Here is a 14,039-nt window from a genome sequence, read left to right as displayed (position 1 = left end):
ATTCGCCAGGAAATCGCCGCTGGAACATGCCTGCCGCTGTCCGGCTAGGCCCGCCGGTGGCGGCGCTTGGGTCGGGCCCGTGAAGACGCTGCACTCCCGGCGGCCGGTCATATCCAGGTGCCAATGCCCGCCACGCATCGCATCGTGCGGCGCACGCTCTAGAATGGCCGCCCATTCCTAGCGTCGAGAACACCGTGTCCCGCAATTCCAAGGCCAAGCGCGACAAGCGCAAGAAGCAGCAGCCCAAGCGCCCATTCGCCCGTCTGGGCCAGGCGCCCCAGGTCACCAACCATGCCGTGCTGCAGGACGCCGATGGCCGCGTCGTGGCGGCGATCGGTCTGCAGGGTGGCAGCGAGTGGATGTTGTCGATCGGCGGCCAGACCATGGGCAGCGCCGACAACCCGGTCCCGATGCTGGCCATGCTCAAGCACCTGGCCAATCTGCAGGAGGCCGAAGGCAAGACCATCTCGCTGGAATATTCGACCCAGCTGCAGCAGATGATCGACGACCTGGCCGCCGACGAAGGCCAGACCGCCGAGGAATATCTGACCAAGCTGGTGTCCGAGTTCCAGAACGCCGATGCGGATGAAGACGGCGACGACGACGGCGATGCAGAAGACGCTGCTGACGATGCCGGCACCGACGCCGTTGCGGAAGACACTACTACTGAAGACGCCAGTGCCAGCGCCGATGACAGTGCAGCCGACGCAGAAGCGAGCGACGACGCCGAGGGCGACAGCGCCGGCAAGAAGCCGAAGAAGTCCAAGAAGGCCTGACCCGGCCGATGGCTGTCTACGTCGACGATGCGGTGCACCTGTGGCGCGATCAGCGCTGGGCGCACCTGCTCGGCGATACGCTGGACGAGCTACATGCCATGGCGGCGCGGCTGGGCATTCCCCGCCGCGCCTTCCAGAACAAACTCAGCGGCGCGCACTACGACGTGCCCGCACCGCTCCGCCTTGAGGCGATTGCCCTCGGCGCCATTGCCATTTCCCGCCATACCGACCGCGCCTTGCTCAAGGCATTGATCGCCAATGCGCGAGCGCAGGCACGCGGCGAGCACGCATAAGCGGCGCCTGAAACGCACGCAAGCTGCGCGCCGTCACACGCGTCGGTACACCTGCCGACCCGCCAATCACACTCTCGCGTCGCAATGACAGACATACATTGCGTGCCGCGCGTGCGTGTGGTGTTGTACGACACCGTCGGCTCGCCACATTGCAACGTGGCTGGGAGAGTTGTCTTGTCCATCCGTGCTTCCACACCCGATGCAGACTGCCTGTTGTCCGTCGCCGTGTTGGAAGACGACGCGCTGTTGCGCGAGGACATTCTGGTTCCCGGGCTGCGCGACTTCGGCTTTCGCGTCAGCGGCGCCGGCACCGCCGGCGAACTGTATCGGCTGATGCTGCAGCAGAGCTTCGATCTGGTGGTGCTCGATCTCGGCCTCCCCGACGAGAGCGGGCTGAGTGTGGTGACGCACCTGCGCTCATTGTTCGCCGGGCTGGGCATCGTCGTGTTGACCGGCAATCGCGGTCGCAGCGACCACGTCCGCGCCTTGCACGGAGGTGCCGACGCTTTCCTGCGCAAACCGGCCGACCCGGAAATCCTCGCGCTGACCTTGCGCAACCTGGCGCAGCGCCTGCGCACGGCCAACATCGCCAACACGGCGCCCAGGCAAGCCTGGCGGCTGCAATCAGATGGCTGGTGCCTGTCGGCGCCGGACGGCACGGTGATGGTGCTGACGTCCATGGAGCGTTGCTTGATGCGCTGCCTGGATGCGCAGCGCGGCCAGGCGATCGAGCGCGAAACCCTGGTATCGGCACTGGAAGCCACCACCGGCGACTTCGATCTGCACCGGTTGGAAATGCTGATCCATCGTCTGCGCCGCAAAGCCGCGCGCATCGCCAGCGATCAGACGCCGGCACTGCCGCTGCTGTCCTCGCGCGGCATGGGCTATCTGCTGGCCGACTGAGGCGGTGCCGCTGCCAGCGGCAATTGCAGGCACAGACAGGCCCCGCCCTGCGGGCGGTTGCTCGCCGTCACTTGGCCACCGGCCGCGGCGACGATGCCTTGCACCACCGACAAGCCCAGCCCGGTGCCCTTGCCGACCGGCTTGGTCGTGTAGAACGGCTCGAGAATCCGCGCCAGCAGATGCGGGGCAATGCCCGGACCGGTATCGCAGAAGCGCAGGCACACCGTGGCCTCGCGCAGCTCGCCCTCAATGTGGAACACGCCCCGCCCCTCCATCGCATCGCGCGCGTTGGCGGCGATGTTGAGCAACACCAATTCAAGGTCATCGCGATCCATCAGGACCCACAGCGGTGGCCCGGCGGCGATGCACTCCAGCCGGATCTCGTGCCCGAATAACTGACGCAAGGTGGGTTCGGCATCGCGCAGTGCGACGCGGGCATCGAACAAGGTCGGCAGGCCGGGTTCGGCGCGGCCGAAGTTGAGGATGCGTCGGCTGACAGTCAACGCACGTCGCGAGGCGGTCTCGATGTTTTCCAGCGTTTTGAGCAGTGGCGCTTCGCCGTAACCCTCCAGCGCATCGCGCCGTTGCGCATAGCCGATGATCACGTTGATCAGGTTGTCGAAATCGTGCGCCACGCCAGCTGCCAGACGCCCCAGCGCCTCCATCTTCTGGGTGTGGATCAGTTGCTCCTGCACGCGTTCGCGCTCGGCCATTTCCTGCAGCAGACGGCGATTGAGCTGCTCCAATTCGCATCGGCGTTGCTCTGATTCGAGCAGGCTGTCGCGCAATGCAGCGATGGTGCGATCCAGGATCAGGGTGATCAACAGATAGGCACCGACGGTCACCAGGCCCAAGCTGATGTTGCCGCGCACCGAGCGCCAGGGCACCGGCCAGATCACCTGTGCAAGCACGCCCAGCAGTGCAGCGGCAGCCAGCAACAGGAACACCCGCCACAGCGCCTGCCGCCCCAGCACCATGCCGGCGAGCACCAGCGCCAGCAAGGGCATGGGGTTGGTCAGCAGGTCGTAAATGTCCACCCGCACATAGGTGATCAGCACGCCGATCAGCGTCGCCGTCACATACGTACGCACCGCAGCTGCATTGTCGCCGCGCCGCACGTGCCATACACCACACGCCGCGCCTGCCGCAGCGAGCACGCTACCGACCAGGGCCAATAGCAGGTCCGTGTGGCTCAGCAAGCGCGCCGCGCCAGCCACGTAGAGAAACAGGCCGATATCGCCAGCGGTGTAGAGCACGATCGCCGCCAGCAGCACTTGCAAGAAAGGCGCATGCCGCTGGTCGCTGGCACTGGTGGCCACCGGCGGCTGTAACCAGCGCAAAACAGTGATGAGTTTCACAAGATTAGTGATAGACGACCTCGACAACTCCGGATGCTCACATCGGTGGTGAGTGGATGCAATCGTCGTTTGGTGACAGCCCCCAGGTGGCGTGACAAATTTTTGACGCACTTCGCGCATGCCGACAGAACTCCGCATCGACAGGGGGATGTCTTGGGTTCGGGCCGCGCCAGTTGCTCCTCCCACCACTCCCCGGGGATATCGATGAGCTTCCTGCCTGACCATGCATTGGGCCCGCACCGCGCCTACGTCTGCGTTTTCCGCCCCACTGGCAGCACTGCCTGCATCGCACCGCCACCGCGGCGGTCGCGCACACGCGCCATCCTCACGGTTCTGGTCGTGGCGGGTGGTCTGTCTGCTGCACACGCCGCCACACCCGCGCGAGCGGCCGCAAGCCCGACCAGCCAGGCAAGCACTGCCGCCAACACGCCGCAGGACGACGCCACGGCGCCAGCAGACGCGGCCGACGATATCGGCAAGCAATTGCAGATCGTCGGTGGCAGCGACCCGTCAGAAGACGTCGGCGCGTTCGCTGGCGAACCTTATGCGGTGGCCATCGGCGAGGCCAGCAATGCGCTCGGCGAAGGCGGCATCGCATTGGGTGCCGGTGCCACGGTGACGGCCAAGAACGCCATCGCCACCGGCTACGCAGCGTCAGCGAGCGGCGAATCGGCCGTCGCCATCGGCGGCACGACCGAGGTGTTCGACTACAGCGAGGCTGGCGAAATCATCGGCAGTCACCAGGATTCCACCGAGGCCAGCGGGTTCGGCGCGGTGGCGCTGGGCGGCGGCGCCAAGGCCACCGCGGCGCTGACTACTGCGGTGGGGAGCGGCAGCGAAGCGCGTAATGTGCAAAGCACAGCGCTGGGCTACCGTGCCCGCGCGTTCGAAGACGGAGCGACCGCGGTGGGCGGCTTGTCGGTGGCTTCGGGCTATCTGTCGACCGCCAACGGCTACTTCGCCCGCGCCACCGGCACCAGTAGCGTGGCGATCGGCAACACCGCCCTGGCCAGCGGGATCGACAGCGTGGCCATTGGCGGCGTCAGCACTGCCGCGGCGGCGGCCGGCAACAGCAGCAGCCTCACAGCGGCCACCGGTGTCGGCAGCGTCGCGCTGGGTGCCGGTGCGGTGACGCAATCCGATTACGCGATCGCCATCGGCTACAACTCCAACGTGTTCCCCAATCTGCCGGGCAACACCGATTCCGTGGCGATCGGCCACAGCGCCGGCTCGTTCGCCCCCAACACGGTCTCGTTGGGCGCCCATGCCCTGGCAACGGAGCAGGACGGGATCGCCGTGGGTCACAACAGCTCGGCCTTCACCGCCAGCAGCGTGGTCCTGGGCTCGGGCGCCGTCAGCTCCTGGTTCAACCCCAACAGCACCGCGCTGGGTGCGGCCACCCGCACCGACGGCGTCGATGCCACCTCGATCGGCTATGGCGCCAAGGTCGGCAACTGGGTGGACGATGCCTGGAATCGCGCTCCGGTCAGCGCAGTGGCGCTGGGTGCCTATTCGCACGCTACCCGCAGCTACAGCGTGGCGGTGGGCGATGTGGCATCCGGATTGACGCGACAGATCACCAGCGTGGCGGCCGGCACCGAAGCCACCGATGCGGTCAACAAGGGCCAGCTCGATGCGTTGGCTGCCGATGTGCAGGCCACCAGCGGCGTGGTGCAAGCCAACGGCGAGGGCACTGCCAGCGCCACCGGCGAGCGCAGCACGGCGGCCGGGGCCGGGGCCTCGGCCAGCGGCGCGCGCAGCGTGGCCGTGGCGGCGGGCAGTCGTGCCAGCGGCGCCGGCGCCAGCGCGCTGGGCGTGAACAGCAACGCCATCGGCGTGAACAGCACGGCAATGGGCTACAACAGCTTCGTGCGCCAGAGCGGCGTCAACGGCGTGGCCTTGGGTGCCAATGCCGGTGCCAGCGGAGCCGATTCGGTGGCACTGGGCTCGGGTTCGCGGACCTACGAGGCCGACACGGTCTCGGTGGGCAGCGGCAACGGTCGCGGTGGTCCGGCAACGCGGCGCATCGTCAATCTAGGCGCCGGCGCGATTGCAGACGGCAGCAGCGAGGCGGTCACCGGCGGACAGTTGTTCCAGTCGCTGAGCAACGCCGCCAGTTTCCTCGGCGGTGGCGCCGCCATCGGCGCACAAGGCGTGTTCGTGGCGCCCAGCTACGTGATCCAGGGCGCCAGCTACACCAATGTCGGCGCCGCACTGACCGCGCTGGACAGCAAGGTCAGCGCGCTGGATGGACGCATGGCGGGCACGACGTCGTTGCGGACGTCCGCGTTGCGCAGTGCCGGCGTGTCGGCAGTACTGGCGCCTGCAACCTCCACCGAGGGTAGCGATAGCGGGCTGCAGGGAACGCCGACTGCGGCGGGCGCCAGCACCAGCACCAGCACGGTGGCCGCCATGTCCACGGCGTTGGGGACCGCGGCAGTGGCCAACGATGTCACCGGCACGGCGGTCGGTGGCAGCGCGTACGCGCACGGCCCCAACGACACCGCGATCGGCAGCAATGCGCGGGTCAATGCGGATGGCAGCACCGCGGTCGGCGCCAACACGCAGATTGCTGCGGTGGCGACCAATGCGGTGGCGATGGGCGAAGGCGCACAGGTCAGCGCGGCATCAGCCACGGCCATCGGGCAGGGCGCGCGCGCCACCGCGCAAGGCGCTGTCGCACTGGGCCAAGGCGCAGTGGCCGATCGCGCCAACGCGGTCTCGGTAGGTAGCGCCGGCGCCGAGCGGCAGATCATCAACGTGGCCGCCGGCCGTTCCGATACCGACGCGGCCAACGTCGCCCAGGTCTCTACGGGCGACGCACGGACGTTGAGCTCGGCCAATAGCTATACCGACAGCCGCGTCTCGGCCCTGAGCGACAGTTTCAGCCAACTGCACGACGACAGCGTACGCCGCTTCCAGAACATGGATCGGCGCATCGACCGCCTCGGCGCGATGAGCGCGGCGATGCTCAACATGGCCATTAATGCGGCCGGTACGCAAAGCGAACGTGGACGCATCTCGGTCGGCGCCGGCTTCCAGAGCAGCGAGCATGCACTGTCGATCGGTTACGCCCGCAAGATCGGCGAGCGCGGCTCCTTCAGTCTGGGTGGCGCCTTCAGCGGCAGCGACTCCTCCGCCGGCCTGGGCTTCGGCGTGGATCTGTGAGCCTGCCCGCACGCATCGCCATCCCCTTCTTCTTGGAATTTCGCCCATGAATACCGCCTCTCCGCCGCTCCGGACGCTGTTACTAAGCGCCCTGCTCGCCACCTCCCCCTTCCAACTGCATGCGGCCAACGATCTGCTGGAACAGCGAGGCCTGGTCGATAACCCGGAGCCCGCCGGTTCACCCGCCGCCGGCCGCCTCATCGTCAAGTACAAATCCAACATCGGCTCCAACGCGCTGCGCGAGTCCATCCTGTCGTCGGCCGCGCGCCGCGCCAATGTGTTGCCTGTCAGCAGCAACGCCGGCCGTGGCGCGCCGATGGCCGCGCGTGTCCTGCGCACCACCGGCACCGGCGCCAGCGTGCTGCGCCTCACCCGCGCCATGAGCGCTGCCGAGCAAACCAAGCTGCTGACCGAATTGCGTGCCGATCCGGCAGTGGAATACGCGCAATTCGATCGCATGCTGCAACCGGTGCTCGACCTGGTTGGATCTGCCGCACTGCCGGTAACGGCGCGTGCAACGGCGCAGGACACCAATCCGGCAGTGCCCAACGACAAGCTCTACGCCCAGTATCAATGGCATATGCAAGACAGCGCGGGCGGGATCCGCGCGCCTAAGGCCTGGGAGACCTCCACTGGCAGCGGTGTGGTGGTGGCGGTGATCGATACCGGCATCCTGCCCAACCATCCGGACCTGAAGAACAACGACCACATCCTGCAGGGCTACGACTTCATCAGTAATGCAATCGTGTCTCGTCGTGCCACCGACGACCGGGTTCCTGGCGCGCTCGACTACGGCGATTGGATGACCGATGACGCCCCCTGCCTCCAAGGCGCGCGCGTTAGCTCCTGGCACGGCACTCACACGGCCGGCACGATCGGCGAACTGACCAACAACGGCATTGGCGGCGTTGGCGCCGCGCACGATGCGCAGATCCTGCCGATCCGTGTGCTCGGGCAATGCGGCGGCATGAACTCGGATATCGCCGATGCAATCGTGTGGGCGTCGGGCGGACACGTCGATGGCGTGCCGGACAATACCCATCCGGCCGAAGTGATCAGTCTGAGCCTGGGCGGCCCCGGCAGTTGCGACAGCAATACGCAGCAGGCGATCAATACAGCCGTTGCCAACGGCACCACGGTGGTAGTGGCCGCCGGCAACAATTCCCTCAATGCGGCGCAATCCACTCCGGCCAACTGCAGCAACGTGATCACCGTGGGTGCGACCCGCATCACCGGTGGCATTGCGTACTACTCCAACTTCGGCTCGGTCGTGGACCTGGCGGGACCGGGCGGCGGCGAGAAGGAAGACACCGGTAACACCGGTTGGGACGGGCTGGTGCTGTCGACCGCCTACAGCGGCACGACCACACCGACATCCGGCGAATACAACTTTCGCGGCTATGCCGGAACCTCGATGGCTGCGCCGCATGTCGCGGCCGTGGCTGCATTGGTGCAAAGCGCGTTGGCGAGCGCCGGCAAGACACCGCTGAGCCCATCGCAGCTGCAGGCGGTCTTGCAGCAGACCGCGCGCGCGTTTCCGGTGCCGCCGCCGGCAGCGACACCAATTGGCAGCGGCATCGTCGATGCGACCGCGGCGATGGACTATGTCCGCACCAATTGCAGCGGCACCACCTGCAAGCCGGTGACCACCGCACTGAGCAACCGCACGCCGCTCACCGCGCAACGTGCCGGCGTCGGCGAGGAGCTTTTGTATAGCTTCACCGCCACCGCGGGGACGCCGTTGAACGTGCTCTCTTACGGCGGCGGCGGCAATGTCGCTCTGTACGTGAAGTTCGGCGCCGAGCCCACCACCAGCAGCTACGACCTGCGTTCGGTGCGTGCCGGCAATGCGCAGACCGTGCGACTACCCTCGCCACAGGCCGGCACCTACTTCATCAAGCTGGTCAGCGGAGACGGTGGTTTCAGCAATGTGTCCTTGATGGCCCGGCAGTGATCTAGCGAGCATCTCTCCAGCACGCCGGGCGTGGCGCAGAACGCGTCATGCCTGCCGTACGGCAACCTTGTTCTCATCCGCAACCGAGGATTTCGCTATGCAGAAACGTTCTGGATTTCATCGCGTGCCGTTGCATCTGGCCGGCCTTGCCGTTCTCGCTGGTATTGCCGCACCGGCCATCGCCGCGCCGTCGGCCACGCCGGCCGCACGTCAAACCGCCGCCCCACTCGCCCACCTGCCTGCGCAGCTGCGCAGCGCGCGCAAGCTCGGTGCGCTGGCACCCAGCACCGCGATCAGCCTGGTGATAACCGTGCCGTTGAAGGACGGCGCGGGCGCCTATGACTATGCAATGCGCGTCTCGCATCCCGGCGATGCGCTCTGTGGCCACTATCTGACACCGGCGGAATTCACCGCCCGCTTTGGTGCGCGCGAGGACGACGTCGCCGCGGTCAAGGCCTTCGCGCAGGCGCATGGGATGCAAGTCAGCAGCGTCGGCGGCGCGGGCTCGTTGATCACTTTAAAGGCACCGACGGCCACGTTCGCACAGCATCTGGGCGTGACCTTCAATCGCTACCAAGCCAGCGACGGCAAGACGTTCTTTTCGGCCGATCGGCAACCGCAGCTGCCCAGCGCACTGGTCGGCCATGTCGGCGGCATCGTCGGGCTGCACGACGCCGTGCGCTTCGCACCCCTGGCCATCCGCGCACCCACCCGTCCGACGGCACGCGCCGCGATTGCCGAACAAGGCGCCCGCCGCGGCCGGCCGGACGCCACCCAGGCCATCGGCCACGGCCCCAATGGCGGGCTGAGCCCGCAAGACTTGCGTCGTGCCTATGCCATTCCCGAGCAGCTGGCCGCAGGCAAGCTGGAGACCCTGGCGCTGTTTGAGGGAGGCGGCTTCCTGCCCGGCGACATCGCCACCTACATCAAGCAGTTCGGGTTGCCGAACGTGCCGGTGAAGGTGCGCAACGTCAATGGCTATGCCGGTGCGGTCAACGATGCCGGCATTGCCGGGGAAGCGGCGCTGGACATCGACATGGCAATCGCCGTGAATCCACAGTTGCGCCAGATCCAGGTTTACGAAGAAGGCGACGATCCGTTCCCGGTCGCACTGCTGGCGTCCTTGGGCGCCATGGCCGACGACAACACCGCGCAGACGGTCAGCATCTCCTATGGGATCGACGAGGAATCCATGGGCGACGCTGCGCTGGCCGCAGAAGGACAGGTACTGACGCAGATGGTGGCGCAGGGCCAGGGGGTCTATGTCAGTTCGGGCGATCAGGGCGCCTATGGGCGCAGCGGCAGCGGCCTGCATGTCACGGATCCCGGTAGCCAACCACTGGTGACCTCGGTCGGCGGCACGACGTTGTTTACCGGGCGCACCGGCGGCTACGGCGGCGAAGAGGCCTGGAACCTGCTGGGCGCAAACCTCGGCGCCACCGGTGGCGGCATCAGCAGCTACTGGCCACTGCCAGACTATCAGCTGATCACCGGCACCGATGGCAAGCCGGTGTCGATCGCTGCAGCGAACCAGGGCTCGTCCGCGCGCCGCAATGTGCCCGACGTGGCTGCCGTGGCCAGCCCCACGACGCCGGTGGCGGTCTATTCGGAGCTGGAGGGCGGCTGGATCAACGTGGGCGGCACCAGCGTCTCGGCGCCGATCTGGGCCAGCTTCATGTCCATCGCCGATCAGGCGCACCAGGCCGCCGGCCTGGGCCGCATCGGCTTCGCCAACCCGTTCCTGTATGAGGATCTTGAGGCCACGGTGTCCCTGGACACCAATGACGTGCTTGATGGCAGCAACGGCAATGCCAACCTGTATAACGGCGTGGCGGGTTTCAACGCCGGCCAGGGCTACGACAATGTCACCGGCCTGGGGTCGATGCTGCCGTCTTCGCTGCTGATCGATTCCTTACTGAACGTTCATGACGGCAGCACGCCCCCACCGAACCAGGCACGCGGTGTGCACGCCAGCACCACCGCCACGACCAGCACGGTGCAATGGACCGCCACCAACACGGCAACCGGCTATGCGATCGTCGCCCAGGACAACGCCACCGGTGCATACACCTCCTATGCGGTCTCGCGCAGCACGCGCTACACACTCGGCGGGCTCAAGCCGAATACGTTCTACACGATCTATGTAGTCGCATTGAACAAGGGTGGAGCCACCGTGAGCTCGACGGCGATCGTCAAGACCGCCAAGAGCTGACCTGCGCCGCAAACGCCGCCCTGGCCACGGCCCGGACGGCAGTCGTACCCAAGGGTTTGAAGCGGCTGACAAAACGTAGCGAGCGGCCGTCAGGTAGGCGTGGACGGCGCGGAGGAACGCAGTACGACTGGTACATGCCGATTCCGAGCACTGGCCACGCCTGCCTGGCGGCTGCGCAGCAGTTTTGTGAGTTGCTCTTAGAACGGATCGCTGCCTGGGCGCAGATCCGCGCCCAGGATCGCTGCCAGCCGCTGCATGTCTTCGTCGTTGCGGCTGAGCGCCATCCAGCCGGCACGGTCATCGCTGCCGGTATCCCAACACCACAGCGTGTAGCCGTATTCGCGCAAGCGGTCGTAGGCCACGGTCAGCAGCGCGGCGGTGTCGTTGGCGACCAGGAAGTCGTCATCGTCGATGTCGCCGCCCCAGTCGATGCGCAAATTCCAGCGCGCGGCCAGTTCGTCGATCGCACTGATCAGCGTTTCGCTGTCGCTGCCATCGACATAGAACCCCGAGCTCCAATCGATCGCATCCTTCAGTGCCCACAACCATTCATCGCCGTCGGTCTCGCCGGCGCTCTCGCGATAGGCATCGAACTGGCGCAGCGCGGTTTCTTCGTCGCCCGGATTGATCAGCAGCAACAGGTTCCAGACCAATCCCTGATGGGTGTCCGGATCGTCGTCGTTGTCGGCGCTCAGGTCATCCGGCTCATCGTAGTCGGCGCTGTTGTCGGGCATCACGGTCTCACTTCCACAGATTGCAATGCCGAAGTGTGAGGCCTGATGGCGCGCAAGCAAACCGATTGACGCGCGCAACTGCGTCGCCGGGGGCTGGTCTTCACGGCGCAGGCCCGTATCCTGTGCGGCCGAAGACGGCTCTCCCGGCCGCCATGACGCCTTTCCCATGAGCGATACCCCTCCCGATCACCTGGCCATCGACGCGCGCAGCCCGTTCCATAATGCCGATGCCCTCAGCCGCGGCGTCGGCGTGCGCTTCAACGGTGTCGAACGCGACAACGTGGAGGAATACTCGGTCAGCGAAGGCTGGATCAAGGTGCAGGTCGGCAAGGCGCGCGACCGCCGCGGCAACCCGATGACGATGAAGATCAAGGGCGAAGTGGCGGCCTATTACCTGGACACCAAGAACGGTGCTAAGCCGGCTGCCGAGTAAAAGCGGCTGATAAAACGACTTCGCGCCAGGCTGCTGCAGGCCGGCTGATCTGTGCCCTGCCTGCAGTGCCCTCGCCCGCCCGCCCATCGAAGATGGTCGGCGCATTGCTTTCAATAAAGCAGCCGGCCACCTGTGTAGCGCGGTGCCCTCGCCGCTTGCGGGACCGATGGCGGCATGGATGCCGCCAGCGAGCCCCAGGGACGGGTTAACGGCGTGTCTCGCAAGCGGTGAGGGCAGCGCACGCGACCCACTCACGTTTGACCTGGGATTGCGACGGCATCCACCAGGATGCAGCCGACAAAACCAGAGCACTCACCAGTCAGGCCTTGAGCCGATACCCGCTGCGGAAGATCGCTGCCACCACGCCCAGGCACACCAACAGGAACAGGAACGTCATGCCGGTACTCACCGCGATATGCACGTCGGCCTTGCCGTAGAAACTCCAGCGGAAACCGCTGATCAGATACACCACCGGGTTGAACAACGTGACCTTCTGCCACAGCGGCGGCAGCATGTTGATCGAATAAAAACTGCCGCCCAGGAAGGTCAGCGGCGTCACCACCATCAGCGGAATCACCTGCAATTTTTCGAAGCCGTCGGCCCAGATGCCGATGATGAAACCGAACAGGCTGAAGGTCAGCGCGGTGAGCACCAGAAAGCCCAGCATCCACACCGGGTGCGCGATCTCGTACGGCACGAATAGCCGCGCAGTGAGCAGGATCAACAGCCCCAGCATCACCGACTTGGTTGCCGCCGCGCCTACGTAACCAATCACGATCTCCCACCACGCCACCGGCGCGGACAACACCTCGTAGATGGTGCCGGCCCAGCGCGGCATATAGATGCCGAACGACGCGTTGGAAATGCTCTCATTAAGCAAGGACAGCATCACCAGGCCAGGAATGATGAAGGCGCCGTAGCTGATACCGTCGACATCGCCCATGCGCGAACCGATCGCCGCGCCGAACACCACGAAGTACAGCGAGGTCGACAACACCGGCGAGGCAATCGACTGCGTGAGCGTGCGGAACGCGCGCGCCATTTCGAAACGGTAGATCGCCGCAATCGCATGTACGTTCATGCGCGCGCCTCCTGTTGACGTGCGCCATGCACCAGGTTGACGAAGATCTCTTCCAGCGAACTCTCGCTGGAATGCAGGTCCTTGAAGTCGATGCCCTGCTCATTGAGCCGGCGCAGCAACGCACCGATGCCGGTCTGCTCGGCCTGGGTGTCGAAGGTGTAGATCACACTATTGCCATCGGCAGCCAACTCCAGCGGCAGATCGGCCAGCGCGGCGGGTAGCGCCTGCAGCGGCGCTTGCAGGCTCAGTGTGAGTTGCTTCTTGCCCAGCTTGCGCATCAGCGTGTGCTTGTCTTCCACCAGCACCAGTTCGCCGCGGTTGATGACGCCGACGCGGTCGGCCATGTCTTCGGCCTCTTCGATGTAGTGCGTGGTCAAAATAATGGTGGTTCCCTGTTCGCGCAGCCGCCGCACCATCTGCCACATGTCGTGCCGCAGCTCCACGTCCACACCGGCAGTGGGCTCGTCCAGAAACAGAATGCGCGGCTCGTGGGCGAGCGCCTTGGCGATCAGCACCCGCCGCTTCATGCCGCCGGACAGCGTGGAAATCTTGTTGTTGCGCTTCTCCCACAGCGACAACTCGCGCAGGATGGTTTCCAGATACTGCGGGTTGGCCGGCTTACCGAACAGGCCGCGGCTGAAACGCACCGTGGCCCACACCGTTTCGAACGCGTCGGTGGCCAGTTCCTGCGGCACCAGGCCAATGCTGGCACGCGCGGCGCGGTAGTCGCGCACGATGTCGTGCCCGTCGGCCAGCACGGTGCCGGTGCTGGGGTTGATCAACCCGCAGATGATGCTGATCAAGGTGGTCTTGCCGGCGCCGTTGGGGCCGAGCAGCGCAAAGATCTCGCCGCGCTGGATTTCAAGATCCACCTGTTTGAGCGCCTGGAAACCGCCGGCGTAGGTCTTGCTCAAGCCCTGGATGGAAACGATCGAAGTCATGGGTCTGGCACTGGGACGATAAGCGCCACAGGGTAGGCGGTGCGCCGTGACGATGGGAGTGGGTTAGATGGGATGCTGTCTCCCGACGTGCATCGCACGTAGGCCAACACGCAGGTCAGCCGGAGCGCGGAGCGCGCCATGCAAGATAGGCGTCAATACGAAAGCGCCATCGCGCGCAGGCGCGCT

Annotated in this window: 11 protein-coding genes and 1 other RNA gene; 7 read left to right on the top strand and 5 right to left on the bottom strand. The window is 66.0% G+C overall.

Annotated elements, in window-relative coordinates; genetic code table 11:
• Positions 1-194 precede the first annotated feature (194 nt).
• From NX05_RS16525 to NX05_RS16515, 3 genes are all read left to right on the top strand, one after another.
• Complete coding sequence (locus NX05_RS16525; protein WP_010372152.1) at positions 195-776, top strand: hypothetical protein; 582 nt, start codon at positions 195-197, stop codon at positions 774-776.
• An 8-nt stretch (positions 777-784) separates the two neighbouring features.
• On the top strand, positions 785-1,069 hold the full coding sequence (locus tag NX05_RS16520) for a DUF4031 domain-containing protein (RefSeq protein WP_010372155.1): 285 nt from the start codon (positions 785-787) through the stop codon (positions 1,067-1,069).
• Between the two features lie 213 nt (positions 1,070-1,282).
• Positions 1,283-1,972 carry a response regulator transcription factor gene (locus NX05_RS16515; protein ID WP_017112818.1) on the top strand — a complete coding sequence of 230 codons (690 nt, stop codon included), beginning with the start codon at positions 1,283-1,285 and terminating at the stop codon, positions 1,970-1,972.
• Here NX05_RS16515 and NX05_RS16510 read toward each other — a convergent pair.
• Positions 1,954-3,330, bottom strand: a complete 1,377-nt coding sequence (locus NX05_RS16510) for a sensor histidine kinase (protein ID WP_017117894.1) — start codon at positions 3,328-3,330, stop codon at positions 1,954-1,956. The two genes, NX05_RS16515 and NX05_RS16510, sit on opposite strands and share 19 nt — an antisense overlap.
• 204 nt (positions 3,331-3,534) lie before the next feature.
• Between NX05_RS16510 and NX05_RS16505 the strand changes: the two genes are divergently transcribed.
• The 3 genes from NX05_RS16505 to NX05_RS16495 all read left to right on the top strand — a co-directional run bounded on the left by NX05_RS16505 (position 3,535) and on the right by NX05_RS16495 (position 10,664).
• Positions 3,535-6,498, top strand: coding sequence for an adhesin (locus NX05_RS16505; protein WP_039431225.1), 2,964 nt, complete (start codon positions 3,535-3,537; stop codon positions 6,496-6,498).
• 46 nt (positions 6,499-6,544) lie between these two features.
• A complete protein-coding gene (locus tag NX05_RS16500) occupies positions 6,545-8,452 on the top strand; it encodes a S8 family serine peptidase (protein WP_039431228.1) in 1,908 nt (635 codons plus the stop codon).
• A gap of 97 nt (positions 8,453-8,549) precedes the next feature.
• Positions 8,550-10,664, top strand: coding sequence for a protease pro-enzyme activation domain-containing protein (locus NX05_RS16495; RefSeq protein ID WP_039431234.1), 2,115 nt, complete (start codon positions 8,550-8,552; stop codon positions 10,662-10,664).
• Positions 10,665-10,727: 63 nt separating this feature from the next.
• Here the strand turns inward: NX05_RS16495 and NX05_RS22920 are convergent.
• Together NX05_RS22920 and NX05_RS16490 are read right to left on the bottom strand one after the other, a co-directional pair.
• Positions 10,728-10,800: non-coding RNA, sX9 sRNA (locus NX05_RS22920), on the bottom strand.
• 61 nt (positions 10,801-10,861) lie between these two features.
• Positions 10,862-11,398, bottom strand: a complete 537-nt coding sequence (locus NX05_RS16490; protein WP_039431237.1) for a DUF6630 family protein — start codon at positions 11,396-11,398, stop codon at positions 10,862-10,864.
• Positions 11,399-11,564: 166 nt separating this feature from the next.
• Here NX05_RS16490 and NX05_RS16485 point away from each other — a divergent pair, with 166 nt between their 5' ends.
• On the top strand, positions 11,565-11,831 hold the full coding sequence (locus tag NX05_RS16485) for a DUF3297 family protein (RefSeq protein ID WP_039431238.1): 267 nt from the start codon (positions 11,565-11,567) through the stop codon (positions 11,829-11,831).
• A 319-nt stretch (positions 11,832-12,150) separates the two neighbouring features.
• Here the strand turns inward: NX05_RS16485 and NX05_RS16480 are convergent, their stop codons facing one another.
• Both NX05_RS16480 and NX05_RS16475 read right to left on the bottom strand, forming a co-directional pair.
• On the bottom strand, positions 12,151-12,912 hold the full coding sequence (locus NX05_RS16480) for an ABC transporter permease (RefSeq protein ID WP_010367232.1): 762 nt from the start codon (positions 12,910-12,912) through the stop codon (positions 12,151-12,153).
• Positions 12,909-13,853, bottom strand: a complete 945-nt coding sequence (locus NX05_RS16475) for an ABC transporter ATP-binding protein (RefSeq protein WP_039431243.1) — start codon at positions 13,851-13,853, stop codon at positions 12,909-12,911. Before NX05_RS16475 ends, NX05_RS16480 begins: the two co-directional genes overlap by 4 nt.
• Between the last annotated feature and the right edge of the window lie 186 nt (positions 13,854-14,039).

The sequence above is a fragment of the Xanthomonas vasicola genome (assembly GCF_000772705.2).
Lineage (GTDB): Bacteria > Pseudomonadota > Gammaproteobacteria > Xanthomonadales > Xanthomonadaceae > Xanthomonas > Xanthomonas vasicola.
Note: the sequence above shows the minus strand (reverse complement) of the source record. Positions and strands in the feature narration are given on the sequence as shown.

Coding starts and splice junctions, on each gene's coding strand:
- NX05_RS16520 (WP_010372155.1), top strand. CDS start 785: ATGGCTGTCTACGTCGACGATGCGGTGCACCTGTGGCGCGATCAGCGC.
- NX05_RS16505 (WP_039431225.1), top strand. CDS start 3,535: ATGAGCTTCCTGCCTGACCATGCATTGGGCCCGCACCGCGCCTACGTC.
- NX05_RS16500 (WP_039431228.1), top strand. CDS start 6,545: ATGAATACCGCCTCTCCGCCGCTCCGGACGCTGTTACTAAGCGCCCTG.
- NX05_RS16495 (WP_039431234.1), top strand. CDS start 8,550: ATGCAGAAACGTTCTGGATTTCATCGCGTGCCGTTGCATCTGGCCGGC.
- NX05_RS16490 (WP_039431237.1), bottom strand. CDS start 11,398: ATGCCCGACAACAGCGCCGACTACGATGAGCCGGATGACCTGAGCGCC.
- NX05_RS16485 (WP_039431238.1), top strand. CDS start 11,565: ATGAGCGATACCCCTCCCGATCACCTGGCCATCGACGCGCGCAGCCCG.
- NX05_RS16480 (WP_010367232.1), bottom strand. CDS start 12,912: ATGAACGTACATGCGATTGCGGCGATCTACCGTTTCGAAATGGCGCGC.
- NX05_RS16475 (WP_039431243.1), bottom strand. CDS start 13,853: ATGACTTCGATCGTTTCCATCCAGGGCTTGAGCAAGACCTACGCCGGC.